Below are 16,915 nucleotides of genomic sequence, written 5' to 3'. Positions count from 1 at the left end.
CGAGGAGTTGCATGTCCACCATCAGCCGGCTGCCCGGGATTGTCACGACCGACCACGCCTTCCAGGTACCCCTCGACCACGCGGCCCCGCAGGGCGAGCAGATCGAGGTGTACGCCCGCGAGGTGGTGGCCGCCGGTCGTGAGCGGGACGACCTGCCCTGGCTGCTCTTCCTCCAGGGCGGGCCCGGCGGCAAGGCCGCCCGCCCGCTCGGCCGGGACGCCTGGCTGGAGCGCGCCCTGGACGACTACCGGGTCCTCCTGCTCGACCAGCGCGGCACCGGGCGGTCCACGCCCGCGACCCGGCAGACCCTCGTCCGGCGCGGCGGCCCGCAGGAGCAGGCGGACTACCTGGCCCACTTCCGCGCGGACTCGATCGTCCGGGACGCCGAGCTGATCCGCGTCCGGCTGCTCGGCGCCGATCGGCGCTGGAGCGTCCTCGGCCAGAGCTTCGGCGGCTTCTGCACCCTCACCTACCTCTCCATCGCTCCTGAGGGCCTGACCGAGGCCTTCATCACCGGCGGGCTGGCCGGCCTCGGCAGCTCGGCCGACGACGTCTACCGCGCCGCCTACCCGCGCGTGGTCAGCAAGAACGAGAACCACTACGCCCGGTTCCCGCAGGACGTCGAGGCGGTGCGGCGGATCGCCGCGCACCTCGCCCACTCCCCCGCCGCCCTGCCGGACGGCGGGGTGCTCACCGTCGAGGCGTTCCAGGCCCTCGGAATGCTGCTCGGCGGCGGCAGCGGCTCCGGTGTCCTGCACTACCTGCTGGAGGAGGCCTGGGTGGAGGGCGCGGCCGGGCCCGAGCTCTCCGACACCTTCCTGGCCGGCGCCCAGGCCCAGCTCTCCTTCGCGGGCGGCCCGCTGTACGCGGTGCTGCACGAGTCGATCTACGGCCAGCGGTCGGTGGACCAGGGCGGCACCGCCTGGTCGGCCGAGCGGCTCCGCAAGGAGTTCCCGCAGTTCGACGCCCGGGCCGCGCTCGGGTCCGACGCACCGGTGCTGTTCACCGGGGAGATGATCTACCCCTGGATGTTCGACACCGATCCGGCGCTGCGCCCGCTGAAGGAGACCGCGGAGCTGCTCGCCGCCCGCACCGACTGGCCGGACCTGTACGACCGGGCGCGGCTGGCCGCCAACAGCGTCCCGGTCGTGGCGGCGGTGTACCACGACGACATGTACGTGGACACCGCCGACTCGCTGGAGACCGCCCGCGCGGTGCGCGGCCTGCGGACCTGGATCACCAACGAGTGGGAGCACGACGGCCTGCGGGTGAGCGGCGGCAAGGTGCTGGACCGCCTGATCAAGATGGCGCACGGCGAGGTCTAGCAGCCCACCGCCCCGTCCGGCGAGGGAGGTTCAGTGGGCACGGCGACCTCCCCTCGCCGCCCGCCGGACCCCGCGGCACCGGTGCAGGCCGCTTCCGGAGCGAGCGGCCGGCGCGCACCCCGCCGCGCGGCCGAGCCGCAGGCCCCTGGCGGATCGTTCGCCGGCCGGGCGGGCGCACCCGGGGGCCGAGGCCCGGGCGGGTGCGGGCAGCAGGGCGACCGGACCGGGGGCGCCACCGTCCGGCGCCGGCCCGTCGGGACCGGACGGGCGCGGGATGCCGCCCGGCCCGGGGTCGGCCGGGGCGGGTGCCGGTGCCGCGGGCGCGCCCTTCCGACGGCCGCCCCGGCGGCGTCGGCGGGCGCCGGAGGCCCGGCCGGGCCCCCCGTCGGGGACCTCACCCACCGGCGTCGGGGATGCCGTGACCGAGGGCACCGGGGCCGCGGGCGCCGCCCCGTCGGAGGGCGACGGGTCATCGGCCGGTAGCGGGGCACCGTCCGGGGCCGACCCGGACGCGTGCTGCTCGCGCCGCCGCCGCTGGGCCTCGACCGCGGCCAGCAGCGCCCCGGGCCTCATCCCGTCGTTGAGCGACTCGTAGAGCAGCTCGGCCAGCAGGTAGTCCGGGTCGAGCCGCAGGACGTGGCCGAGCACGACCCTGGCCGTCGCCGTGTCCCCCGCGACCCAGGAGGCCCAGGCGAGCAGGGTGAGCGGGGCCACCGCACAGCTCTCGTACGACGGGACGGCCCGCCGGGCGAGGAAGCGCCAGAGCCGCTCGGCGGGAGCCAGCTCGGCGGGCCGGGCGTACTCGACGCCGCGGTCCCGGACGATCCGATCCCGCAGGGCGAGCAGCAGCCGGGCCGTCCGGTCCGGATCGAGCTCCCGGGCGCCGGCCGCGAACTCGGCGACCGCCTGGTCGAGCAGCGCGATGCCCTGCTCCCGGGAGAAGGAGCCCACGGCCGCCTCGGCCCGGACGAGCGCCTCGCGCTGCGCGGCGTCCTCCGGCGGGCCGATCGGGACCAGCCCGCCGAGGATCGCCTTGCGGCTGCCGCGCGGCACCAGGCCGGCGACCGTCGCGGCGGCGGCCGCCGGGCCCGGGTCGGGGCCGCGCCGCACCGGGTTGCCCGCCTGGTCGCAGCACCCGGTGCCGCGGCAGAGGAAGGACCACCAGCGGCCGTCGGAGACGCACAGCGACTCCTTGACCGCGACGCCCCGGCGTCCGAAGGCCGCCCTGAGGTCGGCGGCCAGCGGCCGCAGGCCGTCCACCACCGGCGGGGCGTGCGGCGCGCCGGGATCCTGGCAGAGGTAGAGGAGCACCTGGAGCGGTCGGGCGCCGTGCCGCTCGGCGAGGGCGACCAACAGAGCGGCCGTCTCCTCCGCGGCGGCCGGCCACTGCGCGGGCGAGTCCGGCAGGTCCGCCCGGATCACCCCGCCCTGGCGCAGATCGGGACCGTGGAGGCCGACCGCGACGATGCTGTCGTCGGGGTAGAACCCCAGGAAGTAGGGCAGCAGCTCGGCCATGTCGGCCGGACCGCGCATGACGACCGGCCGGTGCTCGGAAGCCGGGCCGAGGGACAGAATGACGTGTTCGTTGTTCATCGCGTTCATGGCCGCAAGAGTGGACGCAATCCGCGAACGGCGCCGAAACCGACTTTTTTCTGTGGATAACTCCGGCCTCAGATTTTCCTTCGCTCATTCGGAGCAAGCGACACGCCCTCGACCGAGTCGATTTTGACTGCCGTTCAGCGGATCAGCGGATGAAATACACCCGGTCTTCCCCTTGTCCGCCTCCCCGGCATTCGCCGCTTGTCGGCGGCACGGGGTTACATGGACGCCATGCAGCAGCCCGACACCCACACCACCGCCCCCGCCGACCGCGCCGAGGTCCGAGCCCGGGCCGAGGCCGTCCTGCGCGAGCTCGCCGGCCCCGGCGCCGCCCTGCGCGAGGACCAGTGGACGGCCATCGAAGCCCTCGTGGTCGACCACCGCCGCGCCCTGGTCGTCCAGCGCACCGGCTGGGGGAAGTCCGCGGTCTACTTCATCGCCACCGCCCTGCTCCGGGCCCGCGGAGCCGGGCCGACGGTGATCGTCTCGCCGCTGCTGGCCCTGATGCGCAACCAGGTCGACTCGGCGGCCCGGGCCGGCATCCACGCCCGCACCATCAACTCGGCCAACACCGACGAGTGGGACGAGGTCCAGGCCGAGGTCGCCGCCGGCAAGGTCGACGTCCTGCTGGTCAGCCCCGAGCGGCTGAACAACCCGGACTTCCGCGACCAGGTGCTGCCCAAGCTCGCCGCCTCCACCGGCCTCCTGGTGGTCGACGAGGCCCACTGCATCTCGGACTGGGGCCACGACTTCCGCCCCGACTACCGCCGGCTGCGCACCATGCTCGCGGACCTGCCGCCCGGAGTCCCGGTGCTGGCCACAACCGCCACCGCCAACGCCCGGGTCACCGCGGACGTCGCCGAGCAGCTCGGCACCGGCACCTCCGACGAGCGCGCCCTGGTGCTGCGCGGGCCGCTCGACCGGGAGAGCCTCACCCTGGGCGTGCTGGCCCTGCCCGACCCGGCACACCGGCTCGCCTGGCTGGCCGACCACCTCGACCGGCTCCCCGGCTCGGGCATCGTCTACACCCTGACGGTGGCCGCGGCCGAGGAGGTGACGGCCTTCCTGCGCGAGCGCGGCTTCCCGGTGGCCTCCTACTCCGGCCGCACCGAGGACGCCGAGCGCCGCACCGCCGAGGCCGACCTGCTGGCCAACCGGGTCAAGGCGCTGGTCGCCACCTCCGCGCTCGGCATGGGCTTCGACAAGCCCGACCTCGGCTTCGTCGTGCACCTCGGCTCGCCCAGCTCGCCGATCGCCTACTACCAGCAGGTCGGCCGGGCCGGGCGCGGCGTGGACCGGGCCGAGGTGCTGCTGCTGCCCGGTCGCGAGGACGAGGCGATCTGGCGCTACTTCGCCTCGCTGGCCTTCCCGCCGGAGGAGCAGGTGCGCCGCACCATCGACGCGCTGGCCGAGGCCGGCCGCCCGCTCTCCACCGCCGCGCTGGAGCCCCGGGTGGACCTCCGCAGGGCCCGGCTGGAGACCATGCTCAAGGTGCTGGACGTGGACGGCGCCGTCCGCCGGGTCAAGGGCGGCTGGACGGCCACCGGCCAGAGCTGGGCGTACGACACCGCCCGCTACGCCAAGGTCGCCGCCTCCCGAGAGGCGGAACAGCGGGCGATGCGCGACTATGCGGCGGCCACCGGCTGCCGGATGGAGTTCCTGCGCCGCCAGCTGGACGACGAGCAGGCCGCGCCGTGCGGGCGGTGCGACAACTGCGCGGGGCCGCTGCACACCCCGGACGTCACCGCCGAGACGCTGGCCGCCGCCCGCGCCGCGCTCGGCCGCCCGGGCGTGAGCTTCGAGCCGCGCCGGCTCTGGCCGACCGGGATGGACGCGCTCGGGGTGCCGCTCAAGGGCCGGATCCCGGCGGGCGAGCAGGCCGAGTCCGGCCGGGCACTCGGCCGGCTGTCCGACATCGGGTGGGGCAACCGGCTGCGCACCCTGCTCGCCGACCAGGCACCGGACGTGCCGGTGCCCGGCGAGGCGGTGGACGCGCTGGTGGCGGTGCTCGCCGACTGGGCGCGCGGGCCGGGCGGCTGGGCCGGGCCCGAGACGACGGAGGGCTCCCGGCTGGCGCGGCCGGTCGGCGTGGTGACCATGGCCTCCTCGTCCCGGCCCCAGCTGGTCGGCAGCCTCGGCGCGCGGATCGCCGAGATCGGACGGCTGCCGCTGCTCGGCCGGATCGAGTACGCGGGCGGACTCCCGCCGCACGGGGCCCGCAGCAACAGCGCCCAGCGGCTGCACTCACTGGCCGGGGCCTTGGTCCTGCCGCCGGAGGTGGAGCAGGCGGTGGCGGCCGCCGCCGGACCGGTGCTGCTGGTGGACGACCTCGTCGACTCGGGCTGGACGGTCACCGTGGCCGCCCGGCTGCTGCGCCGGGCCGGGGCGAGTGCGGTGTTGCCTCTGGTACTGGCGGTGCAGGGGTGACAGAACGGCAGAAGGCCGTGGAGAGCCCAACGGCCTTCACTCGAATGGCCTAACAGAAAGGATCAAGCGGAGCGATTTCGATCACACCGGCTGACGGACCCCGGAAAGGAGTGGTCACCGTGCCGACGACGGCTCACCTCGCACTTCGGGCGTTGTGGATCAAGGCCCGGCAGCACCCCGGCGGCACCCGGGCCACGGTGGAACATATCCGGCAGACCATGGGCTATCGGGTGGCGTTCATCATTTCATCGTTGCCGCTCCGGCCCCGATGCCCCGAGAATTGGGGGGTACCCGAAACTCGGTCCGCCGGACCCACCTTTCGGCGTACCCGGGCACCCGTCTTCCCACGGGTCAGGAAGGAGGATCGTGATCAACGGCATCGACCGAGGTCAGCATCCCCTCTCCGGGAGCTCGGTACCCAGACGGGTGCTGGACTTGGAGGCCTGGGCCGCCTCGGGGATCCCGTTGCTGCGCGACCCCCGCGAGTTCGTCCTGGAGCTGCACCAGCGCCACCTGCCCCAGCCGGGCACCGTCGTGGTCGCCGTCCTGGACGCGCTCCACCGCCTCGCCGCCTCGGCATCCTTCACCCCCTGGCCGCACGACACCGACGGCTGGCAGCACCGGAACGCCCTGCTGGCGCACCTGCGCCGGGTCGTCCCGCACGACCTGCGACTGCCCGAGCCGACCCGCACGGCCGTCCTGGTGCGCTGCCGCGACGGCGCGCCCGGCTGGACGGAACAGGACGGCGCCTGGATGTGGGCACTGCGGGACGCGTCCGTACTGCACGGGATGCGCTGCGGGGCGTACATCGGACTCACCCCGGCGGGCTGGCAGGTCCTCGGGGACGGGCGCAACGGGCGCAACCCGCACGCGGGGTCATGGGCGGACGGGCCGGTGCACACCGTGACGGAGCTGCCGCCGCGCTCGTCCCTCGACGTACCGCGCGGCCAGCGCACCCGCCGACCGGCGGCGGAGCAGGCCGAGCACCTCGGCGAGGCGCAGCGCTCCCCGCAGTCCGAGCCGCCGTGGATCCCCGCGCGGGTCGCGACGACCGAGCCGACCCGCCGCACCGGCACGCGCTGACCCGGCCGGGCGGACACTCGGCGGACACCCCGCGGACACCCGGCAGGCGGCGCGCACCGCGGGAGCGCCGACGGTCGGACCCTCCGACCGCCCCGGCGCCCCGGTGCCTCGTCGTTTCGACCGCACGGCGGAGGGACGGACACGGGACCGACTCCGACACTCGCACCGGCACCGGCACCGGACGAGTTCAGGACGACAACCGCCCACCGCGGGAACGGACTTCGGGCCCGGCACCGTACGGCACCGGGCCCGGAACGAAACGGGAGGGAACGGCTGGGTCAGGCCTTGACCGGGCGCGCGGGCGCGGCTCCGGTCGCCACCGCGGTCGCCGGGCCGGCGTCGCCGCAGACCAGCAGCAGGGCGGTCGCCCGGTCGAGCGCCTCGGCGTACGCCTTGGCGGCCCGGGCGGGCGTTCCACCGTTGACCACCAGGACGACCACCTCGCGGCGAACCGGACGGTCCAACGCGGCATCCGCGTAGAACACGTCCCCGCCGTCGGTGAGCTGCGCCCAGTAGCGCTCCTCACCGAAGGACAGCTCGTGCTGCTGCCACGGGTGCGCCTCGCCGACCGTGAGGACGAGGACCTCGCCCGGGTCACGGCCGGAGTCCAGCAGCCGGTCGACGGCGTCGTCCGCGCGCTCCACCGCCTGGGCCGGGGTGGCGGCGATCCGCTGGACCTCGGCCTTCGGGGCGGCGGGAGCCGGGCGGCGCGGCGCCGGACCGGGCTTGGGGATCAGCCCGGGCGGACCGGGCCTGGCGGCGCGCGGCGGTGCCGGACGCGGGGGCGCCGGCCGGGGGCCGGGCACCGCGGCCGGGGCGGCGACGGTGGTGGGTGCGGTGGCGGGCGCGCCGGTGGCAGGCGCGCGGAGGGCTTGTGCGTCCGACTCTCGGGGGAAGGGAACGCCGGGGCCCGGGAGGCTCTCGTGAATCTCCGGCTCCTCGGGGAAGACAGGCATACCCGGATATCTATCAAATGCCGGTCGAACGCGCACGGGCGCCCCACCCTTCGGGCACCAGATCGCCGCCACCCCCACCTGGGGCAATTCCAGACGGACCGTCAGAAACCGAGCGTCAACTGTTCGTCGGCGGACGCGTGACCCGCGCCGACGACCTCCCGGACACGCTTGAGGTGACGCCACTTCGGCAGTCCGTCCATGTACGCCCAGGAGAGCCGGTGGTGTTCGGTGGGGCCGAGTTCCTCCAGCGCCGCACGGTGCACCGGGGACGGGTAGCCAGCGTTGGCGGCGAAGCCGTACTCCGGGCACGATTCGCCCAGTTCGGCCATCAGGCCGTCGCGGTGGACCTTGGCGAGCACCGAGGCGGCGGCGACGCAGATGCAGGACTGGTCGCCCTTGATCACCGTGCGCACCCGCCAGGGGCCGCCCAGGTAGTCGTGCTTGCCGTCCAGGATCACCGCGTCGGGCTCGACCGGCAGCGCCTCCAGCGCGCGGACGGCGGCCAGTCGCAGCGCCGCCGTCATGCCGAGTTCGTCGCACTCCTGCGGCGAGGCCTGCCCGAGGGCGTACGCGCTGACCCAGTCGGCGAGGACCGGGGCGAGCGACTGGCGGCGCAGTTCGGTGAGCAGCTTGGAGTCGGTCAGCCCGTCCGGCGCCTTGCGCAGGCCGGTGACGGCCGCACCCACGGTGACCGGTCCGGCCCAGGCGCCGCGCCCCACCTCGTCCAGGCCGACGACGATCTTGGCGCCGGCCCGGCGGAGCGAGCGTTCGACGGAGTGCGTCGGAGGGACGATGGGCATGGCGGCTTCCGTTCAGCTGGGGCGGCCTCCAGCCTAAGCCCGCCCCACACCCGCACCCGAACTCCGTCCCCGCCCCCGAACTCCGTCCCCGGCCCTGGCCCAGGCCCCGCGCCCGCAACCCCGCCACGGCCACGACCGCGCCCCCGACCTCGCCCCGACCACCGGCCTGGCCTGGCCCGGCCCGGCCAGGCCGAGCCCCGGCTCCCGCCGAGCCCTCAGGCGCGGATGATCGGCTGGAGGACCTCGTCCACCAGCCTGGCCGCGAAGTCCGGCCCCAGGTCCTGGAATCCGCGGATCTTGGCCTGGTAGAGCAGCATCGCCGGGATGACGTCGGCCACCAGCGGGGTGGCCGCGCCCGGCCGGACGTCCCCGCGCTCGGCGCCGCGGCGGAGGATCTCCAGGATGGTCGCCGTGGTCGGCCCGATGACCCGGTCCTCGATGAAGCCCTTGAAGACCTCGGCCTGCTCCTGGTCGATCTCGGCCATCAGCGCGTGGAGGGCGGCGCCCACCCGGGAGGTCACCGCGGTCGTGAACGCCCCGATGAGCTGCAGGAGTTCGTCATGGGCGGACCCGAGGTCGGGGGTGTCGTAAGGGCGTGGAAGAGTGGCGTCCAGGGCATCGATGACGAGTTCGTCCTTGGACGCCCAGCGCCGGTAGAGCGCGGCCTTCCCGGTCCGCGCCGCGCCGGCGACCCCTTCCATGGTCAGCCGCGCGTATCCGCCGGAGGTGAGCTGGTCGAGCGTGGCCTCGAAGATCGCGTTCTCCAACTCCTTCCCCCGGCGCCTCCCGGGCCGCGTCAGGGCCTGATGGGCGGCCCGCACCGGACAGAGGGGCGACTCGGCCCCCGGGCCCCCCGACACCGGGACGTCGGACACAACCGAGACAGCCGGAACACCGGGGACGCCCGGAACACCGGGGACGCCCGGAACACCCGCGGGCCCCGCAGGTGGGGCCGCCGCACCCGCCGCCCTGCCGGTCGACCGCCCCGCGGACCGACCGGACCGGTCCGCCACCAGGCGTCGCACCAACCGTTCCATCGCCACCACCCTTAAGGAACGCTTGCGTTCACAATCAAGCACAGGTTATCGTCCAGATTAGTGAACGATCCCGTTCCTTCCCGGTCTGCGCAAGGGCGCAGCACCGCGCCCGGACACCGGCGGGTCCGGCGGGTCCGCCGGGTCCACAGCACCGAGCACATAGCCAGCAGGGGGCACATTCGTGGCTATCTCCGACACGCTCAGCAAGAACCCACCACCGAAGGCCACGAAGGGGCGGGGCAAGGGCATCACCCTGACCGTCATCGCGGCCACCCAGCTCATGGTGGTGCTCGACGCGACCATCGTGAACATCGCGTTGCCGCACATCAAGGACGCCCTGAGCTTCTCGACCACCGACCTGTCGTGGGTCATCAACGCCTACACCCTGACCTTCGGCGGGCTGCTGCTGCTCGGTGGTCGTGCGGGTGACATCCTCGGCCGCCGCCGGGTGTTCATCTTCGGCACCCTGCTCTTCGGCCTGGCCTCGCTGCTCGGCGGTTTCGCCCAGGACAGCACCCTGCTGCTGGCCGCCCGCGCGCTCCAGGGCATCGGCGGCGCGATCTGTTCGCCGACGGCCTTCGCGCTGATCGCCACCAACTTCGAGGAGGGGCCGGAACGCAACAAGGCGTTCGGCGTCTTCTCGGCGGTGGCCGGCTCGGGCGCCGCGATCGGCCTGCTGGCCGGCGGTCTGCTCACCGAGTACCTGAACTGGCGCTGGGTGTTCTTCGTCAACGTGCCGATCGCCGTGCTGATCGCGGTCGCCGCGCCGCGCTACATCGCCGAGTCCAAGCGCTACCCGGGCCGCTTCGACCTGCCCGGCGCGCTCACCTCGACGCTCGGCCTGGTCGGCCTGGTCTACGGGTTCATCCGGGCCGCCTCGGACGGCTGGTCGGACAGCATCACGCTCGGCTCCTTCGCCGCCGGCGTGATCCTGCTGGCCGCCTTCCTCGTGATCGAGAGCCGCACCGACCAGCCGATCACCCCGATGCACCTGTTCGCCGACCGCAACCGCACTGGCGGCCTGGTGATGATGCTCTGCCTGGCCGCGGCCATGTTCGGCATCTTCTTCTACGTGGTGCTGTTCGTGCAGGGCCCGCTCGGCTACAGCCCGCTGATGGCCGGCGTGTCCTTCCTGCCGATCAGCGTCGCGATCATCATCGCCGCGCAGATCGCGTCCACCCTCCAGGCCAAGTACGGCCCGAAGCCGTTCATGGCCGGCGGCGCGCTGCTGGTCACCGTCGGCCTCAGCTGGCTCACCCAGATGAGCAAGGACAGCGGCTACCTGGACGGGGTGCTCGGCCCCACGGTGGTCTTCGGCTTCGGCATGGGCCTGATCTTCGTCCCGGTGATGCTGCTCGCGGTCGCGGGCGTCCCCGGCGAGGAGACCGGCGCCGCCTCCGGCCTGCTCAACTCGATGCAGCAGATCGGTGGTTCGCTCGGCCTGTCGATCCTGACCACGGTCTTCGCGCACTACGCCACGGCCGAGGCCGCCACGCAGATGCCGAAGTTCATGCAGAGCGCGAGCCCGAACCAGCTGGCCTACCTCCAGCAGCACCACGAGTTCCCGGCGGGCACGGACGCCGCCAACACCGTGCTCACCGAGGGCATTTCGCACGGCTTCATCGTGGGTGCCGCGCTCGCGGCGGTCGCGCTGCTGGTCGCGGTCTTCGCGATCAAGGCCAAGGCCGGCGACCTGCCGAGCGGAGACTCCGCCGTCGCGATGCACTGACGCCGGAGTACGGCGCCGGACAGCGACGCCGGAGAACGACGCCGAGGGCCGGCCGGGAGCAGCACGCTCCCGGCCGGCCCTTCCGCTGTCCGCAGGCCACCCCGCCACCCCGGCACCCCGGCACCCTCGCGCCCCGACGTCCTACCGCGGCCCCGTCAGGTCGCAGAGCCAGCGCACTTCCGCCGGCGACTGCACCAGCAGCGGCCGCTCCTTCAGGACCTGCCGGGCCCGGGCGGCCGCGAGGTCGGTCGCGTACCAGGGCTTCGCCTTCCCGCGCAGGTCCTCGTTGATCAGTTGCATCGCGCAGCTGCGCTGAGGCTCGGGGAGGCGGTCCAGGGCGGGCACCGCGTCCGCCGAGAGCGTGCGGACGTTGCGCAGGTCCATGGTCGCGGTGGCCAGGTCGGTCTTCAGCGCCCGCTCGTACCGGGTGACGTTCTGGTTCGCGATGATCGCGTCCGGGCCCATCAGTCCGTAGACCGCCAGGGTGAGCACCCCGCTGAGGACGACGACGCGCGGCAGCCAGCCGGTGCGGCCGGTCAGCCCGGAGGCGATCAGCAGCAGGAAGACGACGCCCAGCCAGACCTCGACCACGAGCACCCAGAGCCGCAGCCGGGTGAGCCCGGAGGCGTCCACGTAGAACCACATCCGGCCGAGCGCCGCGGCGACCACGGCCAGCGCCAGCACGCAGAGCAGCCCGAGCAGGACCTTCGCCAGACGCCGGTCAGCGCCGGTGGTGCGCGGCGCCCAGCGCTTGGCGACGGCCACCACGGCCAGGGTCAGCACGGTGATCACGCTCAGCTGCCAGAAGCCCTGCCGGGCGTACGCGGCGCGGCTCATCCCGGTGGTGCTCAGCACGGCGTCCGCGCCGCCGAGCACCACCACGGCCTGGATCACCGTGAAGGCGCCGAACATCAGGTTCAGCGCGACCAACGGCAGCGCCCACTCCAGCCGGCGCCGCTCCCGGCCCGGCCGGATCTCGGTCCGGTCCCAGCGGCGCGGGCCGGCCGCGATGTGGGCGAAGCCCAGCGCGGTCACCGTCCCGAGCACGAAGAGCGCCGCGCGCGCCGGGAGTCGGCCGAGGTCGAGGTCCGGGCTGAGGTTGCCCATCAGGTCGGCCATGCCGGCGTCGGCGCTGGCGAACAGCAGGCCGAAGACGGTCAGCAGGACGGCGGCGACCGCGAGCGCCTTGAGCACCGGGACGATCCGGTCGCGTCCGGGCAGCGAACGCACCTCCAGGCCGACCCGGACCCAGCCCACCGCGGGCACCGGCTGCCACAGGAAGCCGGGCAGGGCGAGCAGCACACCCGGCCAGCGGCGCCCCCCGTGCAGCGCCAGCGAGGCCAGGCCGAGCGCGCCCACGGCCGCCAGCACGGCCGGCCAGCCCGCGTTCCAGACGGCCGGGACGACGAGCAGGGCGACGGCGGCCACGCTCCAGACGGCCGTCCAGGGCCGGATCCGGCGACCTGCCGTGCGGGCGGCGGTACCGGCCCCGACGGCGACGACGACACCGCAGACCAGCAGGTTGACCCCGAGGCCGTCGTACAGCAGCCAGGCCGTCAGCAGGCCGGTGAGCAGGGCGGCCAGCATCACCCGGGGCGTGGCCGCCGCCCGGCGCTCGGGGTCGCTGCGGCGCAGCCAGCTCTCCCCCACCGCCACGCGCACGCCGGGCGAGCGCCGGGGACCGGCCGCGCCGTACGGACGCGACGAACCGTACGGACCGGCCGCGCCGTAGGAGCCCGACCTGTCGTACGGACCCGACGCGGCGTACGGATCCGAGGCGGCGTACGGACCGTACGGGTCGTACGGGTCGTCCGAGGGGTACGGCCCGTCGGGACCTTCAGGGCCACCCGGGCCGAGCGGTCCCCCCGGCCCCTCCGCGTAGGCCGCACCACCGACACCGCCAGCACCATCAGCATCGCCGGCACCACCAGAACCGCCGGGACCACCAGAACCGCCGGGACCGCGCGGGCCGGCCGCCCCGGGCAGGGGTGGCGGATCGGCTGGGGCGGGCGTGGGCAGAGCGGACATGAGTCCCCCTCAGTGGTCAACGGGCATGCGGAATCCGCCCTCGGGGCAGTCCGCCGGCGGGCGCGACGGGCGCCGCCTCCGCTGCCGACTGTAGACCATTCTGAACAGGTTCAAAAGTTGGTTCTGAACACGTTCAGAACCCTCCCGCCATCGACTACCCCTTCACCGACCCGGCCAGCAGCCCCCGGACGAAGTACCGCTGGAGGCTGAAGAAGACGATCAGCGGCACGATGATCGACAGGAACGCCCCGGCCGTCAGCAGCTCCCAGCGCCCGCCGAGCGAGCCCGACAGCTGCGCCAGGCGCACCGTCATCGGCGCCACCTCCGGCGTGCCCCCCGCGAAGGTCAGCGCGACCAGCAGGTCGTTCCAGACCCACAGGAACTGGAAGATCGCGAACGAGGCCAGCGCCGGGGCGCTCAGCGGCAGCACGATCGAGCGGAAGATCTTGAAGTGCGAGGCGCCGTCCACCACCGCCGCCTCCATCAGGTCGCGCGGCAGCTGGGCGATGAAGTTGTGCAGCAGGAACACCGCCAGCGGCATCGCGAACATGGTGTGCGCCAGCCAGACCGGCGCGTAACTGCCCTTCAGGTCCACCGCCGGGATCAGCGTCAGCGAACCCAGGTGCGCGCCGCCGGCGAACAGCCGCAGCAGCGGGATCAGCGCCATCTGGAGCGGCACCACCTGCAGCGCGAACACCGTGAAGAACACCGCGTCGCTCCCCCGGAACCGCACCCAGGCCAGCGCGTAGGCCGCCATCGCCGCGAGCACCAGCGGGAAGACGGTGGCCGGGACGCTGATCGCCAGCGAGTTCACCAGGAACGGCAGCAGGCCCGTGGAAGCCCCGGAACCTCCCTCGAACAGCACGGAACGGTAGTTGCCGAGACCGAAGTCCGGGTGGAGCAGGGCGGTCCACCAGCCGCTGGAGGTCACGTCCTGCTTGGGCCGCAGCGAGGTCACCAGCAGGCCCAGGGTGGGGATCGTCCAGAGCACCGTCATCGCGATCACGAACACCGAGGCCAGCGGACTGCTGAAGGCCTTCCGGACCGGACCGCCGACGCCCGCCGGGCCCCCGGGACCACCGCGGCCACCGCGCCCGCGCACACGTCGGCCCGGTACCGCGCCCTCCGGTACGCCGTCCTCCGGCACCGGACCCTCCGGGACGGAGTCCTTCCGAAGCGAGGTCACCGCACCTCACGCTCCTTCCGCAGCTGGACGATGTTGTAGGCCACCAGCGGCAGCACCGCGAGGAAGAGGATCACCGCGAGGGCGCTGCCCCGCCCGGTGTTGAACTGCACGAAGGACTGCGAGTACATCTCGTTGGCCAGCACCTGGGTGCCGAAGTTGCCGCCGGTCATGGTGCGGACGATGTCGAAGGCCTTCAGCGTGATGATCATGACGGTGGTCAGCACCACCATCACCGTCGTACGGATCATCGGCACGGTGACGTACCAGAACAGCCGCAGCCCGCTCGCGCCGTCCAGCCGGGCCGCCTCCACGACCTCGTCCGGGATCGCCTTGATCGCCGCCGACAGCACCACCATCGCGAAGCCGGTCTGCACCCAGACCAGCACCGCCATCAGCAGGAAGGTGTTCAGCGGCTGGGAGAGCAGCCAGTTCGGCGGGTCGTCCCAGCCCACCGCGACGGCGAGTCGGCTGAGCAGGCCGATCTGCGGCTGCCCCGGCCCGCGCGACTCGTAGACGAACTTGAAGATGATCGAGGCGCCGACCAGCGAGATCGCCATCGGCATGAAGATCAGCGACTTGTACACCGCCTGGCCGCGCATCCGGTCCACCAGCAGCGCCAGCACCAGCCCCAGCCCGGTCGCCACCAGCGGGGCGACCACCAGCCACAGCAGGGTGTTGAGCAGCACCTCCTGGACCGAGTCGGTGGTGAGGGCCCAGCCGAAGTTCTCGCCGCCGACGAACCGGCTGCCGTCGTCGTTCTGCAGGCTCAGGTAGACCGTGCGGACCAGCGGCACCACCAGGCCGACCGCCAGCAGCAGCACCGCCGGGCCGAGGAAGACCCCGACGGCCAGTGGGCGGGCCAGCCGGCCGCGGGCCCGCCCGGCGACCAGGAAGACCACCAGCAGGATGCCGAGGAAGCCGGCGACGGCGCCGAAGGTGTTGCCGAACTTGACCGCCGCGTCGCCCCAGGCGCCGCCCGCCAGTCTCCCGTCGGCCAGCGCGGCGACGGGTGACGCGGCGCCGGCCAACGCGGCGACGGGTGACGCGGATCCGGATACGGACATGGCTGCGTGTCCCTTCGAGTCGGTGGGAAGGGGCGGGCGGTGCGGGTGGGTGGCCCCGCACCGCCCTCGACAGGTGGTCCTCGGTGCGCCGTGCCCGCACCCACCGCCCGTGCCCGCGCCCGCGCCCGTGTCCGCACCCGCGAACAACACGGGCCGGGCGACGAACCGGGCGCCGGGCGGCGGGCGCCGGCCCCCGGCTACTGCGGCCAGGCGGCGTCGATGTCGGCGGCCGTCTTCTGGATCGACTGCCCCTCGGCGAACCAGGCGGTCAGCGACTTCCACTCCTGCCCGGACCCGACGGCGGCCGGCATCAGGTCGGAGCCGTCGAAGCGGAAGGTGGCGGCCGGGTCGGTCAGCGCCTCGGCCGACAGCTTGTCGATCGGGTCGGTGTACAGGCTCTTGTCCACGCCCTGGTTGGCCGAGACCCAGCCGGTCGCGGTCTTCACCCGGCTGCTCGCCCAGTCCGAGCTGGACAGGTAGTTCTGCACCGCCTGCACCTCGGGCCGGCCGGCGAACGCGGCCAGGAACTCGCCGCCGCCCTCGACCGGGTTGGCGACGGACGGGTTCACCGCGGGCAGGTGGAAGGCGAAGACGTCCCCGTCCGGGCCGACCTTGGTGCCCTTCGGCCACTGCGCCTCGTAGAACGAGGCCTGCTGCAGCATCATGCACTTGCCGCTCAGGACCGGCGTGCCGGCGTCCTGGAAGGTCGTGGTGGCGATCGACTTCACGTCGCCGAAGCCCGCGTTGACCCAGGCCGGGTTCTGCATCCAGTCGGCGACCGTCTTCATCGCCGTGGTGATCTTCTCGTCGGAGAACTTCACCTGGTGGCCGACCCACTGGTCGTACACCTCACCGCCGTAGCTGCCCAGCACCACCTCCTCCAGCCAGTCGGTGGCCGGCCAGCCGGTGGCCGTACCGGAGGCGATGCCGCCGCACCAGGGCTTGGCGCCGCCCGCCTTCGCGATCCGGTCACTGAGCGCCATGAGGTCCGCCCAGGTCTTCGGCGTCTCGTAGCCGGCCGCGGTGAAGGCCTTCGGCGAGTACCAGACCAGCGACTTCATGTTGGCGCTCATCGGGGCCGCGTAGAAGGTGCCGTTGACCGAGCCGTAGGTCTTCCAGATCGGGCTCCACTTGTCCTGGTTGGCGACCGTCTGGGCGGGCGGCTTGACCACCTTGCCGCTCTTCACCATCTGCGCCAGCAGGCCCGGTTGCGGGATGATCGCGAAGTCCGGGGCGTTGCCGCCGGCCACCCGGACCGGGAGCTGCGACTCGAAGTCGTTCGACCCCTCGTAACTGATCTTGATCCCGGTGCACTTGCTGAACTCGGACCAGGACTTCTCCAGGTTGTCCGACTCCGGGCTCAGGATGGAGGCGAACATCGTCACGGTCGTGCCCGAATGCCCGGCGTACGGCTGGTACTTGGCGCAGTCGCCGGACAGCGTCTGGGCCGCACCGCCCCCGCCGTCACCCGAGCCGCCGGAGCTGTTGGAGCAGGCCGCGGTCAGCGCCAGTGCCGCCACCAGGGCGGGCACGGCGGCCAGACGGCGGCGGTGCCTCGGATGCGGCGCGGTCGGGTTGGGAGTCAATGCGGTCCTCCTCGCCAGGGCATTGCTGCCGACGGTGGCTGAACGACATCGCGCTGTACCGGAGACGGGCGTGCAGGGATCGCGGACGGCCGCTG

At 73.7% G+C, this 16,915-nt stretch carries 12 protein-coding genes; 4 read left to right on the top strand and 8 right to left on the bottom strand.

What is annotated here, in order from left to right; translation table 11 throughout:
* The first annotated feature begins 11 nt into the window (after positions 1–11).
* On the top strand, positions 12–1,325 hold the full coding sequence (locus tag IE332_RS29790; RefSeq protein ID WP_189922361.1) for an alpha/beta fold hydrolase: 1,314 nt from the start codon (positions 12–14) through the stop codon (positions 1,323–1,325).
* A 30-nt stretch (positions 1,326–1,355) separates the two neighbouring features.
* Here the strand turns inward: IE332_RS29790 and IE332_RS29785 are convergent, their stop codons facing one another.
* Positions 1,356–2,927, bottom strand: coding sequence for a DUF4192 domain-containing protein (locus IE332_RS29785; RefSeq protein WP_189922359.1), 1,572 nt, complete (start codon positions 2,925–2,927; stop codon positions 1,356–1,358).
* Positions 2,928–3,155: 228 nt separating this feature from the next.
* Between IE332_RS29785 and IE332_RS29780 the strand changes: the two genes are divergently transcribed.
* Positions 3,156–5,351, top strand: a complete 2,196-nt coding sequence (locus IE332_RS29780) for a RecQ family ATP-dependent DNA helicase (protein WP_189922356.1) — start codon at positions 3,156–3,158, stop codon at positions 5,349–5,351.
* Between the two features lie 378 nt (positions 5,352–5,729).
* Positions 5,730–6,434 (top strand): hypothetical protein, encoded by a 705-nt coding sequence (locus tag IE332_RS29775; protein ID WP_229929032.1) that lies wholly within the window; start codon positions 5,730–5,732, stop codon positions 6,432–6,434.
* 278 nt (positions 6,435–6,712) lie between these two features.
* Here IE332_RS29775 and IE332_RS29770 read toward each other — a convergent pair whose 3' ends face one another.
* From IE332_RS29770 to IE332_RS29760, 3 genes are all read right to left on the bottom strand, one after another.
* Positions 6,713–7,390, bottom strand: a complete 678-nt coding sequence (locus IE332_RS29770) for a hypothetical protein (protein WP_189922354.1) — start codon at positions 7,388–7,390, stop codon at positions 6,713–6,715.
* 101 nt (positions 7,391–7,491) lie between these two features.
* Positions 7,492–8,190, bottom strand: a complete 699-nt coding sequence (gene rnhB / locus IE332_RS29765) for a ribonuclease HII (RefSeq protein ID WP_189922352.1) — start codon at positions 8,188–8,190, stop codon at positions 7,492–7,494.
* Between the two features lie 215 nt (positions 8,191–8,405).
* Positions 8,406–8,957: a TetR/AcrR family transcriptional regulator gene (locus IE332_RS29760; protein ID WP_189922350.1), complete on the bottom strand. Its 552-nt coding sequence runs from the start codon at positions 8,955–8,957 to the stop codon at positions 8,406–8,408.
* A gap of 451 nt (positions 8,958–9,408) precedes the next feature.
* Here IE332_RS29760 and IE332_RS29755 point away from each other — a divergent pair, with 451 nt between their 5' ends.
* Positions 9,409–10,956: an MFS transporter gene (locus tag IE332_RS29755; RefSeq protein ID WP_373313874.1), complete on the top strand. Its 1,548-nt coding sequence runs from the start codon at positions 9,409–9,411 to the stop codon at positions 10,954–10,956.
* Between the two features lie 141 nt (positions 10,957–11,097).
* On the opposite strand, the gene IE332_RS29750 is transcribed toward IE332_RS29755, so the two are convergent.
* The 4 genes from IE332_RS29750 to IE332_RS29735 form a co-directional block, all read right to left on the bottom strand.
* The gene (locus IE332_RS29750) at positions 11,098–12,618 is read right to left on the bottom strand and encodes a DUF4153 domain-containing protein (protein ID WP_189922348.1); all 1,521 of its coding nucleotides are present in this window, start codon (positions 12,616–12,618) and stop codon (positions 11,098–11,100) included.
* 520 nt (positions 12,619–13,138) lie between these two features.
* Positions 13,139–14,170: a carbohydrate ABC transporter permease gene (locus IE332_RS29745; RefSeq protein WP_229929020.1), complete on the bottom strand. Its 1,032-nt coding sequence runs from the start codon at positions 14,168–14,170 to the stop codon at positions 13,139–13,141.
* Positions 14,167–15,234, bottom strand: coding sequence for a carbohydrate ABC transporter permease (locus IE332_RS29740; protein ID WP_189922345.1), 1,068 nt, complete (start codon positions 15,232–15,234; stop codon positions 14,167–14,169). Before IE332_RS29740 ends, IE332_RS29745 begins: the two co-directional genes overlap by 4 nt.
* A 197-nt stretch (positions 15,235–15,431) precedes the next feature.
* A complete protein-coding gene (locus IE332_RS29735) occupies positions 15,432–16,820 on the bottom strand; it encodes an ABC transporter substrate-binding protein (protein WP_189922343.1) in 1,389 nt (462 codons plus the stop codon).
* Between the last annotated feature and the right edge of the window lie 95 nt (positions 16,821–16,915).

The sequence above is a fragment of the Kitasatospora xanthocidica genome, from assembly GCF_014656195.1.
Taxonomy (GTDB): domain Bacteria; phylum Actinomycetota; class Actinomycetes; order Streptomycetales; family Streptomycetaceae; genus Kitasatospora; species Kitasatospora xanthocidica.
This window is presented reverse-complemented; position numbering and strand designations above follow the sequence as displayed.